At 39.4% G+C, this 20,911-nt stretch carries 18 protein-coding genes; 5 read left to right on the plus strand and 13 right to left on the minus strand.

The annotated features are described in order from the left end of the window. Positions 1 to 47: 47 nt before the first annotated feature. Positions 48 to 572 carry a gamma carbonic anhydrase family protein gene (locus AWW67_RS14675; RefSeq protein ID WP_062302665.1) on the minus strand — a complete coding sequence of 175 codons (525 nt, stop codon included), beginning with the start codon at positions 570 to 572 and terminating at the stop codon, positions 48 to 50. 133 nt (positions 573 to 705) lie between these two features. On the opposite strand from AWW67_RS14675, the gene AWW67_RS14680 reads away from it, so the two are divergent. Both AWW67_RS14680 and AWW67_RS14685 read left to right on the plus strand, forming a co-directional pair. Then, on the plus strand, positions 706 to 1,443 hold the full coding sequence (locus AWW67_RS14680; RefSeq protein ID WP_062302667.1) for a YceI family protein: 738 nt from the start codon (positions 706 to 708) through the stop codon (positions 1,441 to 1,443). Positions 1,444 to 1,533: 90 nt separating this feature from the next. After that, positions 1,534 to 2,790, plus strand: a complete 1,257-nt coding sequence (locus AWW67_RS14685) for an anthranilate synthase component I family protein (RefSeq protein ID WP_062302668.1) — start codon at positions 1,534 to 1,536, stop codon at positions 2,788 to 2,790. Between the two features lie 186 nt (positions 2,791 to 2,976). On the opposite strand, the gene AWW67_RS14690 is transcribed toward AWW67_RS14685, so the two are convergent. After that, on the minus strand, positions 2,977 to 4,623 hold the full coding sequence (locus tag AWW67_RS14690; protein ID WP_062302670.1) for a hypothetical protein: 1,647 nt from the start codon (positions 4,621 to 4,623) through the stop codon (positions 2,977 to 2,979). A 241-nt stretch (positions 4,624 to 4,864) separates the two neighbouring features. On the opposite strand from AWW67_RS14690, the gene AWW67_RS19280 reads away from it, so the two are divergent. Further along, the gene (locus AWW67_RS19280; RefSeq protein WP_062302671.1) at positions 4,865 to 5,092 is read left to right on the plus strand and encodes a PLDc N-terminal domain-containing protein; all 228 of its coding nucleotides are present in this window, start codon (positions 4,865 to 4,867) and stop codon (positions 5,090 to 5,092) included. A gap of 84 nt (positions 5,093 to 5,176) precedes the next feature. Next, positions 5,177 to 8,014 (plus strand): M16 family metallopeptidase, encoded by a 2,838-nt coding sequence (locus AWW67_RS14700; RefSeq protein WP_089082049.1) that lies wholly within the window; start codon positions 5,177 to 5,179, stop codon positions 8,012 to 8,014. A 68-nt stretch (positions 8,015 to 8,082) separates the two neighbouring features. Here the strand turns inward: AWW67_RS14700 and AWW67_RS14705 are convergent, their stop codons facing one another. From AWW67_RS14705 to hisG, 8 genes are all read right to left on the minus strand, one after another. Then, positions 8,083 to 8,631, minus strand: a complete 549-nt coding sequence (locus AWW67_RS14705) for a hypothetical protein (RefSeq protein ID WP_062302673.1) — start codon at positions 8,629 to 8,631, stop codon at positions 8,083 to 8,085. Positions 8,632 to 8,642: 11 nt separating this feature from the next. Next, positions 8,643 to 9,908: an SMP-30/gluconolactonase/LRE family protein gene (locus tag AWW67_RS14710; protein ID WP_062302674.1), complete on the minus strand. Its 1,266-nt coding sequence runs from the start codon at positions 9,906 to 9,908 to the stop codon at positions 8,643 to 8,645. A gap of 142 nt (positions 9,909 to 10,050) precedes the next feature. Then, positions 10,051 to 11,325 (minus strand): acetyl-CoA hydrolase/transferase family protein, encoded by a 1,275-nt coding sequence (locus AWW67_RS14715; RefSeq protein ID WP_221405273.1) that lies wholly within the window; start codon positions 11,323 to 11,325, stop codon positions 10,051 to 10,053. Between the two features lie 115 nt (positions 11,326 to 11,440). After that, positions 11,441 to 12,361: a hypothetical protein gene (locus AWW67_RS14720; protein WP_141655469.1), complete on the minus strand. Its 921-nt coding sequence runs from the start codon at positions 12,359 to 12,361 to the stop codon at positions 11,441 to 11,443. Between the two features lie 125 nt (positions 12,362 to 12,486). After that, positions 12,487 to 13,584 carry a bifunctional histidinol-phosphatase/imidazoleglycerol-phosphate dehydratase HisB gene (hisB, locus tag AWW67_RS14725; RefSeq protein WP_062303157.1) on the minus strand — a complete coding sequence of 366 codons (1,098 nt, stop codon included), beginning with the start codon at positions 13,582 to 13,584 and terminating at the stop codon, positions 12,487 to 12,489. A 149-nt stretch (positions 13,585 to 13,733) separates the two neighbouring features. Further along, positions 13,734 to 14,780 (minus strand): histidinol-phosphate transaminase, encoded by a 1,047-nt coding sequence (gene hisC, locus AWW67_RS14730; protein ID WP_062302677.1) that lies wholly within the window; start codon positions 14,778 to 14,780, stop codon positions 13,734 to 13,736. Further along, positions 14,773 to 16,062 carry a histidinol dehydrogenase gene (gene hisD / locus AWW67_RS14735; RefSeq protein WP_062302678.1) on the minus strand — a complete coding sequence of 430 codons (1,290 nt, stop codon included), beginning with the start codon at positions 16,060 to 16,062 and terminating at the stop codon, positions 14,773 to 14,775. The genes hisC and hisD overlap by 8 nt, the downstream gene beginning before the upstream one ends. Further along, a complete protein-coding gene (gene hisG, locus AWW67_RS14740; RefSeq protein WP_053224278.1) occupies positions 16,059 to 16,919 on the minus strand; it encodes an ATP phosphoribosyltransferase in 861 nt (286 codons plus the stop codon). Before hisG ends, hisD begins: the two co-directional genes overlap by 4 nt. A gap of 459 nt (positions 16,920 to 17,378) precedes the next feature. Here hisG and AWW67_RS14745 point away from each other — a divergent pair, with 459 nt between their 5' ends. After that, positions 17,379 to 18,260: a tetratricopeptide repeat protein gene (locus AWW67_RS14745; protein WP_062302679.1), complete on the plus strand. Its 882-nt coding sequence runs from the start codon at positions 17,379 to 17,381 to the stop codon at positions 18,258 to 18,260. Positions 18,261 to 18,274: 14 nt separating this feature from the next. On the opposite strand, the gene AWW67_RS14750 is transcribed toward AWW67_RS14745, so the two are convergent. Genes AWW67_RS14750 through ispG form a run of 3 tightly spaced genes read right to left on the minus strand, consistent with a single transcriptional unit; the run spans position 18,275 to position 20,878 of the window. Next, positions 18,275 to 18,631, minus strand: coding sequence for an MmcQ/YjbR family DNA-binding protein (locus AWW67_RS14750; protein WP_053224280.1), 357 nt, complete (start codon positions 18,629 to 18,631; stop codon positions 18,275 to 18,277). A gap of 27 nt (positions 18,632 to 18,658) precedes the next feature. Beyond that, positions 18,659 to 18,880 (minus strand): DUF6728 family protein, encoded by a 222-nt coding sequence (locus AWW67_RS14755; protein WP_062302681.1) that lies wholly within the window; start codon positions 18,878 to 18,880, stop codon positions 18,659 to 18,661. Between the two features lie 12 nt (positions 18,881 to 18,892). Beyond that, positions 18,893 to 20,878 carry a (E)-4-hydroxy-3-methylbut-2-enyl-diphosphate synthase gene (gene ispG / locus AWW67_RS14760; RefSeq protein WP_062302682.1) on the minus strand — a complete coding sequence of 662 codons (1,986 nt, stop codon included), beginning with the start codon at positions 20,876 to 20,878 and terminating at the stop codon, positions 18,893 to 18,895. Between the last annotated feature and the right edge of the window lie 33 nt (positions 20,879 to 20,911).

The following is a 20,911-nucleotide window of genomic DNA, read 5'->3' on the forward strand; positions in this document are numbered from 1 at the left end:
TTCAAGGTAATTTATTTTTTGAAAAAGGCACAAGAATAAATGAATGATCATGGGTTTGGAAGATCTTCGATCCAACCACTGTACATAATGTAGTTTTCAGGCGTTTTATCGATTACCATTCTTAGTCGTTCATCTATTTCTTTGATTTTTTTAGCGGGTGTTCCTGCATAAAGTGAATTAGGTTCAATAACGGTATTGGCCAACACTACCGCCCCGGCCGCAATCATAGAACCTGTGCCAATTACAGCATTGTCCATTACGATAGCGCCCATTCCTATTAGCACATTGTCTTCCACAATACAACCATGCACAATGGCATTATGGCCAATACTCACATTTTTGCCCAACACGGTTTTCGACATATTTAAAGTACCATGAATCACCGCTCCATCTTGAATATTGCAATTATCTCCGATTTCAATATGACAAACATCTCCTCTCACTACCGCATTGAACCACACACTGCAATTATTGCCCATGTGCACATCCCCCACTACCGTAGCATTGTCTGCCAAAAAACATTTCTCACCAAAAACAGGCTTTACGCCCTTTACTGCCTTAATTACTGCCATTGAATAAAATTATATGTACATACATTGAACTTATAGCTTCCTGATGTAGTTTTGCATTCGATAAACAAAATGGGTAGTAAATCGATTACCTGTTACATCTTGAAAAGCAATTAACAATAATTAATTAAACTAAATGAAAACTTTGAAATCGACTTTGTCAATTCTAGCCGCTGTTCTACTTGTAGCAGCTTGTGGACCGAAGGAAAAAACAGTTGAAACATCTGATGCAAAAGCTGTAGCTTCTGCCGAAAACGCAACTACATTGGCCATCAATACTGAAAACAGTGTGATTACTTGGATTGGAAGTAAGCCTGCGGGAAAACACAATGGCACAATTAAGTTAACAGAAGGCCAAATTGGATTAAGCAACAATGAAATCGTAAGCGGTAATTTCACTATCGACATCAGTTCTTTGAAGAATTTGGATATGGCCGGTTCTAAAGGAGCAACAGATTTGGAAACACACTTAATGAGTTCTGAATTCTTTGATGAAGCTACTTACCCTGAAGCTACTTTTGAGTTAACTGGTGTTACACCTTATATGGCCGAAAATTTAGAGGCTGACAAAGAAGAATTTGAAACAGAATTTACTCCGGCTACTTTAAGCGAAGTAATGGTAGAAAATCCTACTCACTTTATTTCTGGTAACTTAACCATGAGAGGAACTACAAAAAACATCACTTTCCCTGCTTCTGTTAGCATTAACAATGGCGTGGTAAAGGCTATCGCTAATTTTAACATTGACAGAACTGAGTGGAATTTAACTTATGGCGATGAAGCTTCTGCTGTAGATAAAGCAAAAGACAAATTTCTTTACAATACTGTAAATGTAGGTTTTGAGCTTGAAGCAGGAACAAAGGCTTCACTTTAATAAAAATTGAAACAGAATAATGAGGGAGCTTTTGGCTCCCTTTTTTATGCACATTGCTTTACTAACTTTGCATCGCTTTAGTAAAACGCATTGAAAACAACCTCCATTAATAACAAACCGCAATTCTTAGAAAAGGCCCTGCACTGGGCAAGTGGCTTTTCGCATTGTGCTTATTTTCAATCCAACGGAATTTCTTACCCTTATCAAGGTTTTAGTGAAATATTGGCTGTTGGTGTTAAGCGTATCTTTGTACCGAATGAAAAAGATCGTTTTGAGGCGCTTTCCGCATTCCACCAAAACAAATGGCTGTTTGGCTATTTAGGCTACGACCTAAAAAACGATACTGAAGATTTATCGAGCAAGAATGCCGATCATGTTCAATTCCCCGAAATCTCATTTTTCGAACCTCAACACCTTTTGTTCTTTAAAGGAAAAGAAATTGAGATTTGGTCGGAAGAAGATGTTTTAGGGCAAATTGAAAAAACGGAAGTCAATCTACCACAAAGCAAACTAAATGCACCACAGGCCAGCATTACGAAAGCAGCTTATTTGGATATTATTGAAAAGCTGCGCCAACATATTGAAGAAGGCGATTGTTACGAAATCAATTTCTGTCAGGAGTTTCATGGTGAAATTGAAAACATAAATCCTGTCCAACTTTACTTAGCCCTGAATCAGCTCTCTCCTAGCCCTTTTTCATGCTTTCAAAAACATGATGAGCACTATATTCTATCGGCTTCGCCAGAAAGGTTTATAAAAAAGGAAGACGATAAAATCATTTCACAACCCATTAAAGGCACACGCCCTAGAGGAAAATCTACAACTGAAGATGAGGCATTAAAAAAAGAGCTTCGATCAGACGAAAAGGAATTGGCGGAAAACATGATGATTGTAGACTTAGTCCGAAATGATTTGGCACGTTCGTCTAAAATAGGAAGCGTTAAAGTAGAAGAGATTTTCGGTATTTATTCGTTTCAGCAGGTGCATCAAATGATTTCCACCATTGTTTCAGAAAAGCGAGAAGATGTGAGTGCTTTTGAAGTCATTAAAAATGCTTTTCCTATGGGCAGTATGACGGGTGCTCCAAAGGTAAAAGTAATGGAGTTGATTGAACAATACGAAAGTACTAAGCGTGGTGCTTTCTCTGGAGCCGCTGGTTATATTAGCCCCAACGGAAATTTCGATTTTAATGTGTTGATCCGCAGTCTATTTATAAACAGTGCATCAAAGACCTATTCCTTTCAAGCAGGAAGTGCCATTACCTACGATTCCATACCCGAAAAAGAGTATGAAGAATGTATGGTAAAGGCCAAAGCCATAATTTCCCTTATTCAGCAAGGTGTATAAAAAAAGCCCCTGAGATTACTCTCAAAGGCTCTTCAATATGGCAGAAAAATCTCTGTTATATACTGTCAGAATTAAACAACCTTAGTCAACCCTCCGAAAGTTATTACCCATTTTTTATCTGATAAAAGTGCACAAACAGAGGTTGTATTCTTAACTTTTGGAAGGTTCTAAACTAAGATGAATATTCTAATTGTTTACAGTGTTCTTAGTCACCGTTACCTTCCAGATTTTACTAGAAGCAGCGGATTTCCCTCTCCCAAAAGTACCTGGAGTATTCTCAAAAGCCTCAATACCTCCGTAAATAAAGCCCAAATCGAAGCCTTGTCCTTCTTGGAAAGTCTTATCTGCGTCAATCACTTCAGTCGCGTCACCATTCACCGTCATAAATGAAATAGGCTGACTGCTGTTAAAAATGAATTCCGTTTCGGCACCATAAAATGAACTACCTCCAAAAATATTCTGATCAATTACTTTTGGAGTGCTCTTACCAGTGCTCAAATCATAACGCACCTGAGTAAGGCTATTGGTAAAAGGAGAAAGTGTCTGTGGACCTTGGTAGGTACCATCACCAATTCCGCCCATTAAAAAAGTACTCACAGTACCTGACACAGCATCATAAAGTTCGAAATCTGCACAAGCGTACACGTTAAAGTTCTTCTGATTGTAGTCTGAATCAATCGTGTATTTAGCTGACAAACTGGGCGTTACGTAAATAGCGGTGTTCCATGCACGCAAATAGCTTGTAGTATCCTTATTTACAATCACCACGCTGTCAGGCTGAAAAACGCCTCCATAAAAGGCTAAGCCTTCGGTCAGGTTTTTATTAGAGTCCATGTACAAGGCCGAAACAATTGGCCCATCTCTTCTTCTAAATTTAGAAGTAGCATCTGCAGCTGGCGTTCCAATTGTAGTTGGCACATCTGTAATTGGTGCACTAACAGTAATATCTAAGGCCAAAGGGTTGCTTGCTGATACAGACATTGTAAAAGGATAAACAGCATCTACATATTGCTGACTGTTGGCCGTAAAGTTATGCCCCCCAGCCAAATAGAAAGTAGATCCTATTTTAAACAACTCACCTCCAGTGCTCACCAATTTCCCATCTGTGACCACCTGTTTTGTTTTACCATTAATGACAATGGGGTCTATCGTTCCGCTTCTACCAAAGGCGACTAAACTTTGCCAATCAGCCAAAGTCAATGCATTCAAATCTCCCTTGATCACATTAATCATAGACGGCACATTAATTTTAGCCACCTGGTCAAAGGTAATGTAGGCATTCCCACTGTCTGTCTGATCCAAAGGAGTACCATAACCACCTACTACATACATATAATTTCCCTCTTGCATTACCAATGGATTAGTAGCTCTAAATACTGTTCCATTAGCTTTTAAAGCTGAAGCAATTTGAGGGATCAACGCGGTAATTGCAGCGGCATCGGTTGAACCACTGGCAGGTGTAAAACTGCTGATTTCACTCACCATTTCATTAAATGATAAGGCTGAAACTTCATCCTTTTCTACATTATAAACGAAGATGTCGTCATTATACGAAAGCGGTAAAAAAGAAGTATTTGTGTAATTGGCATTCAAGTCATGTAGTCCACCATCGTCATTAATTCGATTAGTTCTACCTGCAAAAAGTAACCAATCAGCTCCATTTACACCATGTGCATAAGATTGCAATGCTGGGGCATTTTGTTGTGTTACTTGTGTAACATTTACAACGTACTCAGGAATTAGAACAGTAGCCTCTTCCTTTGTAGGTTTACAAGATAAAAAGCAGGTAGTCAACACAATAAGCATTGCGCTACCAAGGGTAAATCGTTTCATAGTAATTTGGTTGAGTTGATAAAAAATTCTAAAAATAGAAACAAGTCAGTCGTCAAAGCTTTTATAAATGATGAATTAATTCAATCAATACAATAGTTCAATAACTAGCCATTTCATGTTTCCAAATATAGTACATAACAAACCTTGCGATGTACCTCAAAAGAGGTATTCGGAAAATAAATATTTAGGCAATTCTCCTAAACACACTTGCTATTCAATCATAAATAGTTAAATTGTTTTTATGGAAATCTCTGACATATTAATTCCCGCAGTAATTTTGCTTGCTATAGTATTATGGGCTTGGGCCTTGTTGGACTTGTCTAAATCAAGGTTTAAGTCGGGCAGAGCCAATTTAATATGGCTTTTGATTATTCTTTTCTCCCCAGTGATGGGTTCAATTCTTTATTTTCAATTAAAGAAGGGCTATACTGAAAGGCGTCCAAGACAATTTCAACCGAAATTTAATTAGGTATATTTTACACCATACATAGTGCACAAAATTGCTTTGAGCAGATTATTTAGTTAACTATCGGTACTAAATAATTTAACAACTATGTTGAAAAAAATAACCCTAGTAGCTGTATTACTCTTATCAGCCTTTGCTTGTACCCAAAAAAGCGAAGTTCCGAAAGTCGATTTTAAAGTCGATTATGAAAAATTCACCCTCAACAATGGCCTTCAGGTCATTCTTCATGTAGATAAATCCGACCCTGTTGTAGCGGTGGCCCTTACTGCCCATGTGGGTTCTGCAAGAGAAGTGGAAGGAAGAACTGGATTTGCCCACCTTTTCGAACACTTATTATTCTTAGAGTCTGAAAACCTAGGTAAAGGTGGACTTGATAAAATGAGTGCACGAATTGGGGGCTCAGGCGCAAACGGTTCTACCAGTCGAGACCGTACTAATTATTATCAAACCGTACCCAACGATGCGCTTGAAAAAATGATTTGGGCTGAGGCTGATAAACTCGGTTGGTTTATTAACACCGTAACCGAACCCGTATTGGCCAAAGAAAAAGAAGTAGTTAAAAACGAAAAACGACAAGGAGTTGACAATCAGCCTTATGGTCATACTTCATACGTAATCGATAAAAACCTTTACCCAGAAGACCATCCTTATAACTGGCAGGTTATCGGTTCGTTAGAAGATTTACAAAATGCTACGCTTCAAGATGTAAAAGATTTTTTCAACCGTTGGTACGTACCAAATAATGTAACGCTCACCATTGCAGGTGATTTTGACCCTGAACAAGCCAAAGCTTGGGTGAAAAAGTATTTTGATGAAATCCCTACGGGTGAACCAGTTAAACCGCTCTCTCCTCGTCCGGGAAAAGTAGCGGTAACCAAAAGGCTATATCACGAAGATAATTTTGCCCGTGTGCCTGCACTTACTTTAACCTGGCCTACCGTAGAGCAATACAGTGCTGATGCCTACGCACTGGATGTATTAAGCAATTATCTTTCTAATGGTAAATCAGCTCCGTTAAACCAAGTTTTGGTGGAAAACAAGAAACTAACTTCTGGTGTAGGCATGTATAACCAAGCCTCTGAATTAGCGGGTCAGTTACAACTTTCTGTAAGGGCTTTTGCCGATACGGATTTGGACGAAGTGTTAACAGCGATTGAAGAAGGATTCGCCAAGTTTGAAAAAGAGGGCATTCCACAAAAGGATTTAGAAAGAATTAAAGCAGGACAGGAAACAGGCTTTTATAACAGCCTTTCTAGTGTTTTAGGCAAGGGATTCCAATTGGCACAATACAACATTTTCGCCAACGACCCGGGCTTTATTAGCAAAGACATTGAGAATATTCTTGCTGTAACTACTGAAGATGTAATGAATGCCTACAATAAATACATCAAAGGCAAAAATTATATCGCGACCAGTTTTGTACCAAAAGGGCAAAAAGATTTAGCTCTAGAAAATTCTGAAATGGCCGAAGTGGTAGAAGAAAAAATCGTTGAAGGTGCCGAAGATGATTTCAACCCTAAAATTGCAGCTACCTACGAAAAAACGCCTTCTACATTTGATCGTTCTAAAGAGCCTCCAAGTGGTAATGCTCCAGAAGTAAAAACTCCTGAAGTATGGCAAGAATCACTTGAAAACGGACTTAAGGTGTATGGAATTGAAAGTAAGGAAGTTCCGCTAGTTCAACTCAATTTGGTGATTGATGGTGGCCAATTATTGGACGACCCGAACAAAGGCGGAGTAGCTAACCTTACCGCACAAATGATGACTAAAGGCACTGCATCTAAAACAACAGGCCAGCTAGAAGAAGCCATCGAGCAACTTGGTGCTTCCATCAGAGTATCGGCATCAACAGAGAGCATCAATATCTCGGTAAATACTTTAAAACGTAACTACAACGCGGTAATTGACTTGATGGAAGAGATTTTGTTGGAACCAAGATGGGACGCCAGCGAATTTGAATTAGCCAAACAAGCCGTTATTTCCAGAATCAGACAACAAGAAGCCAGCCCAAATTCTGTAGCCCAAAACGCTTATAATCGCTTGATTTATGGCGAAGGGAACATCAGAGCTCAGAATATTTTGGGTACTGTAGAGTCGGTGAATGAAATCACTATGGAAGATTTGAAGAAATACTACGATAGTTACATCTCTCCTTCCGTGGCCAAATTGCATGTTGTAGGCGATATTAATACAGTTGGTGTAATGACTTCTTTACGTGACTTGAATTCTAAGTGGGAAGCTAAAGCGGTGCAAATTCCAACTTACGATCCACCGGCAAGACCCACTGAAGCCACTGTTTACTTCTTTGATATTCCAGACGCAAAACAGTCTGTATTAAACTTTGGTTACCCAGCTTTAGCCGTTACAGACGAAGATTACTACCCTGCTACGGTAATGAATTATATTCTTGGTGGTGGCGGTTTTGCCTCTAGGTTAACCCAAGAGTTAAGAGAAGACAAAGGCTATACTTATGGCATTCGATCTGGTTTTTCAGGCAGTAAAACCCGAGGCGCTTTCACCATCTCTAGTGGAGTAAGAACCAATGTAAGTTATGAATCATCTCAATTAGTGAAAGACATACTGACCAACTACGGGAAGACTTACACGGAAAAAGACCTTGAAACTACCAAAAGCTTTATGATTAAAAGTGGAGCAAGGGCTTTTGAAACTGCGGGTGCTAAACTAAATATGCTCGAAAACATGAGTGAGTACGGCTGGAGTGCTGACTATGTAAAAGAGAGACAACAAATTGTAAAAGATATGACCGTAGAGGAAATTCAGCGTTTGGCTAAAGAATACCTCGATCCAGAAAAAATGATTTGGTTAGTAGTAGGCGATGCTAAAACCCAGTTGAAAAAAATGGAGCAATTAGGCTTTGGCCAACCTGTTTTGATTAACAAAACTTCTGGTCCAGAGAATAGATAAACCGAGGTTTAATCTCACTAAAAAGCCCTGTATTCGTAAGAAAACAGGGCTTTTTTATGCGTACACAATCAGTTTTTTGTCCAAATTCTTATTAATCCATATTTAGCATCAGCCCCATAAATAGAGAGTGGAGCATGTTTGTCAATACTAATATGATCGATGTTTCTAGGCTTCAAAACAGAAATTGATTGTTTTGCCTCTTTAATACTCAATTGTTTGTCATTTACCATAAAAGCAGGAGGTTCAAAGGTATTGGAAAGCATTTCTATAACCTTCCGCAATTCCTTTTTCTTGTCCTTCAACTTTAAGGGTGAAGCTTTATGAATCAAGACAATCAATAAATTGGGTCTAAAAACAGTTATTGAAATTGAATCAGAAAAGAGATACTCTATGGAGAGAAATCTATCGTAACGATTGTATTTAATGAGTTTAGATTCGATTCCAATACAATCATAAAGAACACCATCAACAACATATAGTTTTTCCTTCTCTCCAAACTTCATCCCTGGCTGACTCATCTTAATATACTGATTAAGATACTCTACGGTAAGTGATTGCCCGAGTAACCATTTAGATTGAAAAACGACTAAAAGGAAAAGTAGAATTATTGTACGCATAGATTTTCGTATCAATTCAACTTAATCCTTCTAATTTCAATGGGCTTTACTTTGCTTAAATCAAGTTCCCTGTCTTCATTGTAAGCAATCCATGGACTGTTGGCTAAATAATAGAAATAACCATCTTTTACTTGTCCCAAAGTGGGTTCGCCTAATGAGGGTCCTCCTTGATTAATCACTCTTCCGAACAAAATGTACTGGCCAGTTTCATCTAAAAAATATTGCATTACCCTATATGGTTTCACCCCATTGTGGATGGCGATTAAACTGTTCTCATAGTAATACAATCCGTCAATTCCTTTCAACAAAATTTCTTCTGGAGCGAAGACTTTTACTACATCATCCGTTTCGGTATCAATGCGATGAATTCCTGTAATATAATCTGCCAAATAGAGATACTTTTCGTCTTCATTTAAAACCAAACCTTGTAGGTTGAAAAAGCCATTCGATAAGTCGAATTGCTTTCTAATAAAAGCACCAGTAAAATCGGTTGTATCTGTATTGTCTCTGCCTAAAGTAGGTTCTAGTGAATTAGAAAGCCAAATTCTGGATTCTTTGTCAATTGCCAAATCACCGATGATTGTGCCTTCATCATATTCTAAACCTTGAATTACCTCGCCCGAAGTTGGATCTATTTGCATAATCAAACTTTTACCTTTATCGGCTGGGTTGTAATCGAGCATTTCGGGTAAGGCTGCGGTGGCTGCCCAAAGCAATCCATTAGCCGAATCAATGTGCATTCCCAACACGGCATATTCCGTTTTCACTAAATCAATTTTATTACCATCGGGATCCACCCGAATGATTTTCTTTTCGCGAATACTTCCTAATAGAATATCGCCATTATCCATAACTACAAAGCTTTCAGGATGAATTTCACCAGCATCTATAATTCTAAAAACCTCATCATGCTCCTCTACTCTATTCAATTTTGCTTGAAGGGCAATTAATTCTTCATAGCCTTTATTTCTTCTTATGTTGTCAAAATCTTCATTTTGTTGAAAATCATAAGTAGCGTCCATCAATAGCAATTGATTGAGCTTTTGAATACTTCTGATTTTCCTTCCATTCAAAGCATAAGCACCCGCCAGATTATAAACCACCATTGGGTTGTTAGGTCTAATTTCATCAATCGTTTCCATGGCCTCTAAATACAGTTTGTAATCTTTGGCCTCATAGGCGGCACGGCCTTCTTGAAAATATTCGTTCAAGGTTTTTTGGCTAAAAACGGAAGTAGAAATAAAAAAGAATAAGAGTGTTAAGTACGATTTGTTCATAATCGGAATGACCATAAAAAAAGGAATTCCAGTGTTTAGCTGGAATTCAAGGTAGTTAATGTGAAGCTATTTTCTCCTCAAAATGTCTTGTTCAAATAACACTTAGAAAAAAAATTACCCTTACTCTACATTGTGCACGTATCTAAAAATGTACAAATCGGGTAAAAGCTTCACGCTCCAAACGTTCTCTATGATCTGGGTGCGCGATATCAATTAGTGCCTTGGCCCTTTGTCTTAATGATTTACCATATAGGTTAGCCACACCATATTCGGTAACAATATAATGTACGTGGGCTCTTGTAGTAACCACACCCGCTCCTGGTTTTAGAAAAGAAGCAATTTTACTTTCTCCTTTATTGGTTACAGACGATAATGCGATAATTGGCTTTCCTCCCTCTGAAAGCGAGGCTCCACGAATAAAATCCATTTGCCCACCTACACCAGAATAAATTTTAGTACCAATACTATCGGCACAAACCTGCCCCGTGAGGTCCACTTCTATTGCACTATTGATACTAATTACTTTGGGGTTTTGCCTGATTACACGGGTGTCGTTTACGTATTCAATATCTAGCATTCTGATGGAAGGGTTATCGTCTACGAAATCATATAGTTTTTTAGAACCCACCATAAAACCAGAAACCAATGCATAAGGATGTTTCTTCTTGTACTTATTATTGATTACGCCACTCTCCATTAAAGGAACAACCCCATCGGAAAACATTTCGGTATGCACTCCCAAATCTTTATGGTTTCCTAGCGAAGCCAAAACAGCATCGGGTATTGACCCTATTCCCATTTGTAATGTAGAACCGTCCTCAATCATTTCTGCGATATAACCACCAATTTTCACCTCAGCATCTGTTAATTGGTGTTTTTTAGCTTCATAAATTGGTTCTTCACTCCAAACCATCGCATCAAAGTTTCTGATATGAACCATCCCATCACCATGGGTTCGAGGCATATTAGGATTCACTTGAGCGATTATCGTTTTAGCACTTTCAGCTGCAGCCAAACTTGCGTCTACGGAAACTCCCATAGAAGTAAAACCGTGGGCATCGGGTGGTGAAACTTGAATTAAGGCCACATCAATAGGAAGCACACCTCTTCTGAACATAATGGGTACTTCGCTTAAAAAGCAGGGAATAAAGTCAGCATCCCCTTCATGTATGGCATTTCTGCAATTTCCTGCAACAAATAATGAGTTGGTATGAAAACTACCAGCAAACTCCTTTTTAGCATACGGAGCTTCGCCCTCTGTATGTAAATGAAATATTTCGACATTGCGCAATTCATGCGAACGCTTGGTCATGGCTAGAACCAAAGCTTGAGGTGTAGCTGCTGCGGTGTGAATAAACACCCTATCACCTGATTTTATCAATTCAACTGCCTTTTCGGCTGTGGTATATTCCATCATATTTCCTTTTTCTTAAACCAAAGGTAAAGGCAATACAATGCATCAGGACTGATGACGCTTAGATAAAAAGATGACTTATATCAGTTAAGGTTACTGACTTAAATTGCGCAAGAAACTAGTCTAATATTTCGCTTACATGAATTCTGTAATTGATTGAAAAAGTATCCCAATCCCACTGCCTCAAACCGTGATGATAGCCTAAACTTATGGCTCCGCCATTCAGTTGCCTAGTCAAATTAAAGCGAAGAAAAGAAGGGTTATCGCGGTGCTTTTGGTAACCTTGATAGTTTGACCAATCTGTATCTATTTGCCACTTTGAATGATGATACTCTAAACCCAAGCCATATAAAGGAGCGTCATTTTGTCTTTCAGTAGAACCATTGATTAAACGGTTAACATTGGTTTGAAAAGTATAAAAGCCCAACATCATTTTACCTAAAAAGCGAGATTCATCATTTCTGAAAAATGACTTGCTGAATGTGCCTTCCCAATAAAACATTCCAGCATCGGTATATCGGGCATTGGCCAAGTTTCCGCCTGTGGTAGTTTTTGAATGGGCACGCATAGCAAAATTAAATGGCCCCAGTTTGTCTTCATCAAATATTTTGTAAATAATTCCAAAGGCAATATCTCCCGTAGTTTTTCCTTTTCCTGAAATACCAGTCATTCTGCGCTCATCTCGTGTTGAGGCTTCTACATTCCAGTTTTCGATTGGAATACTATTTACATAGAATAAGGCTCGATCTTTTTTAATGGGGAAATTGAACTGCAAAAAGGCGTTATCGGTAATGTCTCCATTCCCTACATGGTGTTCGTAGCGAATATCAAATGAAATATAATTGTCAATAATCACGTTTCCCAAAACAGGCATTCGGAGGGCATTGGGCCCCATATAACCGGGCGAAATAGAAATATAATCGAGTCGGTCTGGGCCTGCGGCATTAGGATAATTATGTAGTCGATCCCACCAATCCATATCTTGAGCTTGAACTTGCCCCATCAATATCAAGGCAAAAAAAGTCGTTAGAAATTTCATCGTTCGAAATAACAAAATTTTCTACTAATCCAGGAAATCATTTATTTCATGTGAGATCAATTAGGCGTATTTATCAACATACAACAACCGAGAATTCTCAGCTGTTGTAATTAATTGTCGCAAATCTAAAGCACACCTTTGGTACTCGGCAGAATGTCCATTTCATCTGCATTTCGTTTTACCGCCATTTTAATGGCCTTAGCAAAAGCTTTAAAAATAGACTCGATTTTGTGATGCTCATTATCGCCTTCTACCTTAATATTTAGGTTGCATTTGGCGGCATCGGAAAAGGATTTAAAGAAATGCATAAACATTTCTGTTGGCATATCGCCCACCATTTCACGCTTGAATTCAGCTTCCCAAACCAACCAAGGCCTTCCACTAAAGTCGATGGCCACTTGAGCCAAAGCTTCGTCCATGGGAAGTAGAAAACCATAGCGGTTCAAACCCTTTTTATCCCCTATAGCCAATGCATAAGCTTCGCCCAAAGCTAAAGCGGTATCTTCAATCGTGTGGTGTTCATCAATATGTAAATCACCTTTCACCTTTACGGTTAAGTCTGCTCCAGAGTGTTTCCCCAATTGATCGAGCATGTGATCGAAAAAGCCCAAACCAGTTTCATTATTGCATTGGCCTGTTCCGTCTAAATTTAACTGAATGAGAATATCCGTCTCTTTGGTTACACGATGTACTTCTGCTTTTCTCTGAGGCATTTGCAAGAACCTGAAAATCTCATCCCAACTATTCGTACTTAATGCTGCTTTAGGGTTTTGTTCTTCAGTAATAAAAATCGCCTTTGCCCCTAGGTTTTCTGCCAATTGAATGTCGGTTTCCCTATCGCCCAAAACAAAAGAATTTGCCAAATCATAATCACCACTAGTGAATTGAGTAAGCAAAGCCGTTCCAGGTTTACGCGTTGGTGCGTTCTCGTGGGCAAAAGTACGGTCGATGATAATTTCATCAAAAACAACCCCTTCACCCTCAAGAGTTTTGAGCATTTTATTCTGCGCTGGCCAAAAAGTTTCTTCTGGGAAAGAATCCGTCCCTAATCCATCTTGATTGGTCACCATCACAAGTAGATAGTCTAGCTGCTCGGCAATTTTCCTTAGGTTAGAAATGGCCCCAGGCAAAAACTCAAGTTTTTCTAAAGAGTCTACTTGAAAGTCGGTTTTGGGTTCAACGATGATCGTACCGTCACGATCTATAAAGAGTATTTTTTTCATCATTTGGTTAAATAGGTTGTTCGTCATTGCGAGGAGGCTTTCTTGCGATAGCAAAGAAAGGTGACGAAGCAATCTCTTTATAAGGTACAGTGAGATTGCTTCGTCACGAGCCATTGCTTTCGCATGGTTCGTTTCTCGCAATGACGGGTTTAATTTAAGTTTTTGAGCGCTTCAATTAGCAATTCATTTTCTTTTTCAGTGCCCACAGTAATTCTAATTCCGCCTTCGCAAAGCGCTACTTTAGAACGGTCGCGCAGAATGATTTTCTGTTCGATTAGCTTTTTATATACTTCTGAAACATTCTCTAATTTCACTAAAAAGAAGTTTGAATCCGTAGGGAAAATCGTTTTAATCATAGGGATTTGCTTTAAAGCTTCTCCTAAAGATTCTCGGTTTTTCAAAATTTGATCAACCATCCTATCCTTCTTCATAAGGTTTTCTAATGCTTTTAAAACAGTTTTTTGAACTAAGCCACTTAGGTTATAAGGTGCTTTAATTTTGTTCAAAATGGCCAGTATTTCTTCCGAAGCTAAAGCCATTCCTAGCCTTAGGGCCGCTAAACCCCAAGCTTTACTGAAAGTTTGAAGCACCAACAAGTTGGGGAATTCTTCAAGCCTCAGCGCAAAACTCTGTCTACTTGTAAAATCTACATAAGCCTCGTCTACCAAAACAATACCTTTGAAAAACCGCAATACTTCTTCGATCTTATCCAAGGAAACATCATTGCCTGTTGGGTTATTGGGCGAACAGATAAAGATGATTTTCGTGTTTTCGTCAACGGCCGATTTAATTGCCTCCACATCCAAATCATAATCGGCTGTTAGCAGTACTTCGCGTGCTTCTACATTATTGATGTCGGCACTTACCTTATACATACCGTAAGTAGGCGGATTGATGATCACATTATCCTTTCCCGGCTCGCAGAAAGCTCGGAATAATAAATCTATAGGTTCATCGCTACCGTTTCCTAAAAAGATGTTTTCTGACCTCACCCCTTTGATTTGAGCAATTCTAGTTTTCAACTCCTTTTGGTATGGATCAGGATAGCGATTCCAATCCTCTTCCGTAATTGAACCCAGTGGGTTTTCGTTGGCATCCAAAAAGACGCCTTCATTGCCTTTATAATCATCTCTGGCAGACGAATAAGGCACCAACTTCTGCAAGTGCGTTCTTAAAAGTGCGTTCGGATCAAACATTGTTCAATGATTTAAGTCTCAAAGTAACCGCATTCTTATGTGCTTCAAGCAATTCAGCTTCGGCCATAATTTCTACCACAGGCCCTAAATTCTTAAGTCCTTCTTCAGTAATTTCCTGATAGGTAATTTTCTTCACATAACTATCTAAAGAAACACCGCTGTACATTTTTGCATAGCCATTGGTAGGCAAAGTATGATTTGTACCCGAAGCATAATCACCTGCCGATTCTGGCGTATAATTCCCAATAAATACAGAACCTGCATTAATAATTTGATCCGCTACTTCCCATGGTTTCTCAACACATAGAATCAAGTGCTCCGCTCCGTATTCGTTTAATAAATCAATGGCCTGATCTCTATTCTCTAACACAATTGACACACTGTTTTTCAAGGCCTTGGAAGCTAATTCTGCGCGTGGTAAAGCTAATAATTGCGTTTGCACTTCTTGTTGAACCGCATTAACAATTTCGTCAGAAGAAGCCACCAACACCACTTGAGAGTCGGCACCGTGTTCTGCTTGCGAGAGCAAATCCGCAGCTACGAAAGCTGGAATGGCTGTTTCATCTGCATACACTGCAACTTCCGATGGGCCAGCAGGCATATCAATAGCCAATCCATATTTGGTGGAAAGCTGTTTGGCAGCAGTTACATACTGGTTTCCTGGCCCAAAAATTTTATTCACTTTCGGAATAGTGGCGGTTCCAAATGTTAAAGCTGCAATGGCTTGGGCTCCGCCTACTTTGTAAACCTTAGTGACGCCCACCAGTTGTGCCGTAAACAAAATTGCTGGGTTTACATTTCCGCTTTTATCTGGAGGCGTACATAACACAATTTCTTTACAGCCTGCAATTTTAGCCGGAACGGCCAACATCAAAACGGTAGAAAATAGTGGCGCAGTACCTCCAGGGATGTACAAACCAACCTTTTCAATGGCTACCGATTTGCGATAGCAATTCACACCGGGCATGGTTTCAACCTTCAATACTTCCCCTTTTTGGGCAGCGTGAAAAGTCTCAATGTTCTGTTTTGCCATGCGAATAGCAGCTTTCAATTCTTCTGGCACCAAACCTATGGCGGCATCTAGTTCAGCCGAAGACACCTCGAAATTGGTAATTTCCACTCCATCAAACTTCTTGGTAAAGTCGATCAAAGCCTGATCTCCTTCTGTTTTCACGGTTTCCATTACAGGCTTTACTATGGCCTCAATGGTTTCCAATTCCATAGTAGGCCGCTTTAATAAAGCTTCCCACTCTTCTCTTTTGGGGTTAATAGAAAGAATCATAGAATCATTTTTTCAATTGGCACCACTAAAATCCCTTGCGCTCCTGCATTACGGAGTTCCTCAATAATCTCCCAAAAATCATCCTCCTGTATTACAGAGTGAACAGAACTCCAACCCTCAGTCGCCAAAGGCAAAACAGTTGGGCTTTTCATTCCAGGAAGAATATTGATAATGCTCTCCAAAGAATTATTAGGCGCATTTAACAATATGTACTTATTGTTTTTTGCCGTCTGAACTGAATCAATTCTAAAAATAAGTCGATCGAGGATTTCCTTTTTCTCCGCTGAAAGATTCTTGTTGGCCAGCATTACTGCTTCCGACTTAAAAATTACTTCTACCTCCTTAAGGCCATTGCTCATTAAGGTAGAGCCAGAACTAACGATGTCACAAATTCCATAGGCCAAACCAATGCTCGGGGCAATTTCTACAGAACCACTAATTTCGTGAATGTCGGCATTGATGTTATTCGCTTTGAGGTAATCGCCTAAAATTTTCGGGTACGAAGTGGCCAAGCTCTTGCCTTCAAAATCTTGAATTCCATTGTAAGTTTCTGCTTTATCTATAGCCAAAGAAAGGCGGCATTTTGAAAAGCCGAGCTTCTTCACCCAATCCACTTGTTTATCCTTTTCTTCAGCTTCATTGGCGCCTACAATTCCAATATCTGCAATTCCATCTTGAACGTAACCCGGAATATCGTCATCCCTTAAAAAGAGAAACTCCATAGGAAAATTTGAAGCTTCGGCCTTAAGCTTACCCATGCCGTTATTTACTTTAATACCACATTCTTTAATTAATGCGAGGGAATCATCGCTTAATCTGCCACTTTTCTGTACTGCTATGCGCAAAGTATTTTTCATCTGTATGATTTTGTAGAGTTCAGGTAAATCAAATTTTAAAGCATACCTAACCCTAAATGTTTAGAAATTGATTTGATTTTTTTCAGAAAAGCGAGCATAAGCGAACTGCTAAACTGAAATGGGTAATAAATTGAATCGAATGTGCCGACAGAACCTGCCGGGTAGGGTGTTATATATATCTCTCTTACGAGAGATGATGGAAATGATGCACATGAGGTGCAGTAGTAGAAGCGATATGTGTGTTTTTCAACATCGAGAGCAAAGGTAACTAAGCAAATGGTTTAGACAAAAGTTATTTTAAAAAAGGTAGATATTCGCGTCTTCAATACATTCTAACCTTATCATAAGATTTTCTCCTACCTTAATTTTATTTAATCAGCTTAATGAATTAACAAAAGTTAGATTGTATTAAATTGCTCTCCTCAAAATATTTCAAAACATTATACAACCATTCTTAACATGAAGTTATTTTTTTCAGTCCTGCTCACTTTTTTAATCTTTAACGCTACTGCTCAGGAAATTACCACTTATAAAAACGCTGAAGGGCAAAGTCATTTGGCTGGAAAATTCCCCGTGGAATACTTACAGCAGGATAGTGTTTATCAGCAGTGGTTTAATAAAAATTATGCTGAATTCACGGTAGAAAAAGGCGATAACAAATGGAAGAAAGCCTTGAAAAACACTCAGGTGGATATCTACTTAGGCACATGGTGTGGTGACAGTCAAAAATGGGTACCGAGTTTTCTGAAATTATGGGATGAATTGGGTTTAGATCGAAATCAACTCTCTTTTACTGCGCTTTATGATGGAGAAGAGAAATACAAACAAGGACCAAAAGGAGAGGAAAAAGGTAAGAAAATTCACAGAGTACCAACTTTCATTTTCAAGAATAATGGAGAAGAATATGCTAGAATTGTAGAAACTCCGCGCAATGATTTAAAAACCGACTTGGCCCAAATTGCCTTAGGCTATCCTTCAGAACCCAATTACAGAGCAGCTACCTATTTGCTTGATTTATTCGAGCAAAATTCCATGACAGACATATATAAGGATGCGAATACTCATCTTAATGAGGCCTACCACTTGGTTGGCAAAAGTAGCGAATTACACACTTTAGGCAGAGTTTTAATGAGTTCTGACAGGGTTGAACAAGGGTTGTTGGTATTACAGTTCAACACAATCATTAATCCTTATACTCCGAGTGTGCTTAATCGTTATGGAAATGCTCTGGCTGAAAATGGTCAAAAAGAAATGGCCATCGCTACTTTTGAAAAGGTTATTCAAATAAACCCAGAAGACGAAAATGCTTTAGCTCAACTCAAGAAATTAAAAGGAAACTAAAAAGCGAATTTGACTTAGTCCATCTTCAAGAACTCTTCTTTAACCTTCTTGGGTAAACCTTCCACTACAAGGTTATAGGAGTGATCTATCAGTTCTTTTAGTAGATTTTCTGAAACTGTACCATCGGTTTTTACAGAATTCCAATGCTTTTTGTTCATGTGCCAGCCCGGGGTAATTCCGGGCTCTCTTTCACGTAATTCGGCAGCGTATTCAGGATCACATTTTAAATTGATGTATTCATAAACATCGAGGCCAGTGAGTGCAAACATTTTGCCCATTACTTTCAAAACCAATGTATCTGGCCCAAAAGGAGTGTGTTCTGTTACCCCTTTTTTAGCAATACAATATTCTCTGAATTCATCAATGTACATAGTTTAAAAAATTAGGTGAGACTATACTTACATCCTTCCAATCGCTCTGCTTACTATCACAATTACTGCGATTAGAAACATTATGATTGAAATTTTATTGATGGTGTGCATGGCCTTGATATTGAAGTTGGTAGGCCGCGAAGGATCCTTCTTTCTGAAAAAATATCCCAAAACAGGACCAAAATTAAAGGCTTCTTTGGCGGTTAGTTTTGTATCCCTTTGCTCTTCATTTTTAATTTCTTCACTCATCACATTTCTATTTTAAAGTTCAGCACCTACCAATTCGGGTTCTAACCATTTGCCGTCTTCGCGAATAATGTCAATCAATTCGTCCACAGCCTTTTCAGAGGCTACTCCCCTTTTCATTACTTCCTGACCTTTATACAAGGTAATCTTTCCTTTGCCCGAGCCCACATAACCGTAATCAGCATCGGCCATTTCGCCTGGGCCGTTTACGATACAACCCATGATTCCAATTTTCACTCCTTTCAAGTGATCGGTGCGTTTTCGGATCATAGCCGTAGTTTCTTGTAGATCGAACAAGGTTCTTCCGCAAGACGGACAAGAAATATATTCGGTTTTGGTCATTCGCGTACGAGCCGCTTGTAAAATACCAAAGCCTGTCTCGTTCTTCAACTTTAAATCAGCCAGTTGAGTTTCCTTATCGGACTGCTTATCTACTTGAAGCATTACACCGTCTCCAAATCCATCGACCAACAAACCACCAAAATCTGTAGAAGCATGAATCAAAAACTCTTCGGCATCAGTAACGGTGTAGTTTCTCGATACGATTACCGGAACCGATAATTTCCTTTTCACAAGTTCGAAAAAGAAACGTCTCAAAGCAGGCATGGCATGTTGATTCTCAGTTTCCAAAATCACAACCAAGTTAGAAGCCTCCAACACCGTCATTACATCTTCCGACAATTCATCGGCTTTTAACTTTATGAAATTGAGTTGATCATCAGCATTTTCTGCTTCGGCCAATTGATCGAAAGTAAAAACAGGGTAACGATTCGTTTTATCTTCCAAGGCATTCCATTGCGGGTAATCAACCAATTCCTTCAATCCATTCGGCAGCATGAAATCGATCGCCTTATTGCCTGAATAAACGTAGTCTGCACCTTGGTCATTCATTCGCCATTTATCGGGTTCTGGCAAATAAAAGTGTCCAACGTTCTTTAAATCTTTAATGGTAATTTCTTCAAACTGACTCAAATCGGCAATAACACGCGGCACATTGGAAGCGCCAATATTCACTACTTCTCTCGACTGACGTTTGTGATACAAGAATGGGGCAATTGGGTTTTCGTCAATCTCGGCAATGGTTTTGTGCTCATGTCGGTTATGATAACGATCGACAAGCTTTTGCGCCACTGGGGCTTCAAACTCTGGTTCCTCCGTCAACGAAACACGGACAGTGTCTCCTAGCCCATCTTCTAACAAAGTTCCAATCCCCACTGCGGACTTGATTCGGCCGTCTTCAGCTTCGCCTGCTTCGGTTACGCCCAAATGTAGCGGATAAGGTTTTAAGCCTTCTTCGTCTAATTTCTGTACCAACAAACGATAGGCCTCTACCATCACTTGCGTGTTGCTGGACTTCATAGACAGCACGATATTATAGTACTCCAAGTCTTCGCAAATGCGCAAAAACTCAAGTGCCGATTCCACCATACCCAAGGCGGTATCGCCATAACGGCTCATGATTCTATCCGAAAGCGAGCCGTGATTCGTACCAATTCGCATGGCAGTTCCATGCGCTTTACAAATTTCTACTAAAGGCGTAAAACGCTCACGAATCCTGTCCAGCTCCGCCTGATAAGTTTCGTCAGTGTATTCTATATTTTCGAATTTCTTTTTATCGGCATAGTTGCCTGGGTTCACCCTTACCTTTTCCACAATTTTGGCCGCCAGTTCGGCAGCATTTGGGGTGAAATGGATGTCGGCTACAAGTGGAACATTACAACCACGCTTTTTCAATTCTTCCTTAATAGCACGAAGATTTTCGGCTTCCTTTAAGCTTGGAGCCGTAATACGCACCAATTCGCAACCCGAAGCCACCATGCGCAAAGTTTGTTCCACCGAACCCATGGTGTCCATGGTATCAATGGTGGTCATCGACTGCACCACAATAGGGCGATCGCCACCAATGGTTACGCTGCCCACCTGAACCGGAATGGTTTTTCTTCGACTGTATTTTACTAGGCTGTTGCAGTATTTCTTTACTGCGCTTACTGCTGAATCCATGCGTTTTATGCTTGCTCCAAAGTTAACTTGAAA

Source organism: Roseivirga seohaensis (assembly GCF_001592945.1).
Lineage (GTDB): Bacteria > Bacteroidota > Bacteroidia > Cytophagales > Cyclobacteriaceae > Roseivirga > Roseivirga seohaensis.

What these genes read in the sequence shown, in the direction of transcription:
- AWW67_RS14715 (WP_221405273.1), bottom strand. Translation starts at nt 11,325, where the DNA reads ATGATGGAATATACCACAGCCGAAAAGGCAGTTGAATTGATAAAATCA.
- AWW67_RS14675 (WP_062302665.1), bottom strand. Translation starts at nt 572, where the DNA reads ATGGCAGTAATTAAGGCAGTAAAGGGCGTAAAGCCTGTTTTTGGTGAG.
- hisC (WP_062302677.1), bottom strand. Translation starts at nt 14,780, where the DNA reads ATGTTTGATCCGAACGCACTTTTAAGAACGCACTTGCAGAAGTTGGTG.
- hisD (WP_062302678.1), bottom strand. Translation starts at nt 16,062, where the DNA reads ATGATTCTTTCTATTAACCCCAAAAGAGAAGAGTGGGAAGCTTTATTA.
- AWW67_RS14755 (WP_062302681.1), bottom strand. Translation starts at nt 18,880, where the DNA reads ATGAGTGAAGAAATTAAAAATGAAGAGCAAAGGGATACAAAACTAACC.
- AWW67_RS14680 (WP_062302667.1), top strand. Translation starts at nt 706, where the DNA reads ATGAAAACTTTGAAATCGACTTTGTCAATTCTAGCCGCTGTTCTACTT.
- hisB (WP_062303157.1), bottom strand. Translation starts at nt 13,584, where the DNA reads ATGAAAAAAATACTCTTTATAGATCGTGACGGTACGATCATCGTTGAA.
- hisG (WP_053224278.1), bottom strand. Translation starts at nt 16,919, where the DNA reads ATGAAAAATACTTTGCGCATAGCAGTACAGAAAAGTGGCAGATTAAGC.
- AWW67_RS14745 (WP_062302679.1), top strand. Translation starts at nt 17,379, where the DNA reads ATGAAGTTATTTTTTTCAGTCCTGCTCACTTTTTTAATCTTTAACGCT.
- AWW67_RS19280 (WP_062302671.1), top strand. Translation starts at nt 4,865, where the DNA reads ATGGAAATCTCTGACATATTAATTCCCGCAGTAATTTTGCTTGCTATA.
- ispG (WP_062302682.1), bottom strand. Translation starts at nt 20,878, where the DNA reads ATGGATTCAGCAGTAAGCGCAGTAAAGAAATACTGCAACAGCCTAGTA.
- AWW67_RS14705 (WP_062302673.1), bottom strand. Translation starts at nt 8,631, where the DNA reads ATGCGTACAATAATTCTACTTTTCCTTTTAGTCGTTTTTCAATCTAAA.
- AWW67_RS14700 (WP_089082049.1), top strand. Translation starts at nt 5,177, where the DNA reads ATGTTGAAAAAAATAACCCTAGTAGCTGTATTACTCTTATCAGCCTTT.
- AWW67_RS14710 (WP_062302674.1), bottom strand. Translation starts at nt 9,908, where the DNA reads ATGAACAAATCGTACTTAACACTCTTATTCTTTTTTATTTCTACTTCC.
- AWW67_RS14750 (WP_053224280.1), bottom strand. Translation starts at nt 18,631, where the DNA reads ATGTACATTGATGAATTCAGAGAATATTGTATTGCTAAAAAAGGGGTA.
- AWW67_RS14720 (WP_141655469.1), bottom strand. Translation starts at nt 12,361, where the DNA reads ATGAAATTTCTAACGACTTTTTTTGCCTTGATATTGATGGGGCAAGTT.
- AWW67_RS14690 (WP_062302670.1), bottom strand. Translation starts at nt 4,623, where the DNA reads ATGAAACGATTTACCCTTGGTAGCGCAATGCTTATTGTGTTGACTACC.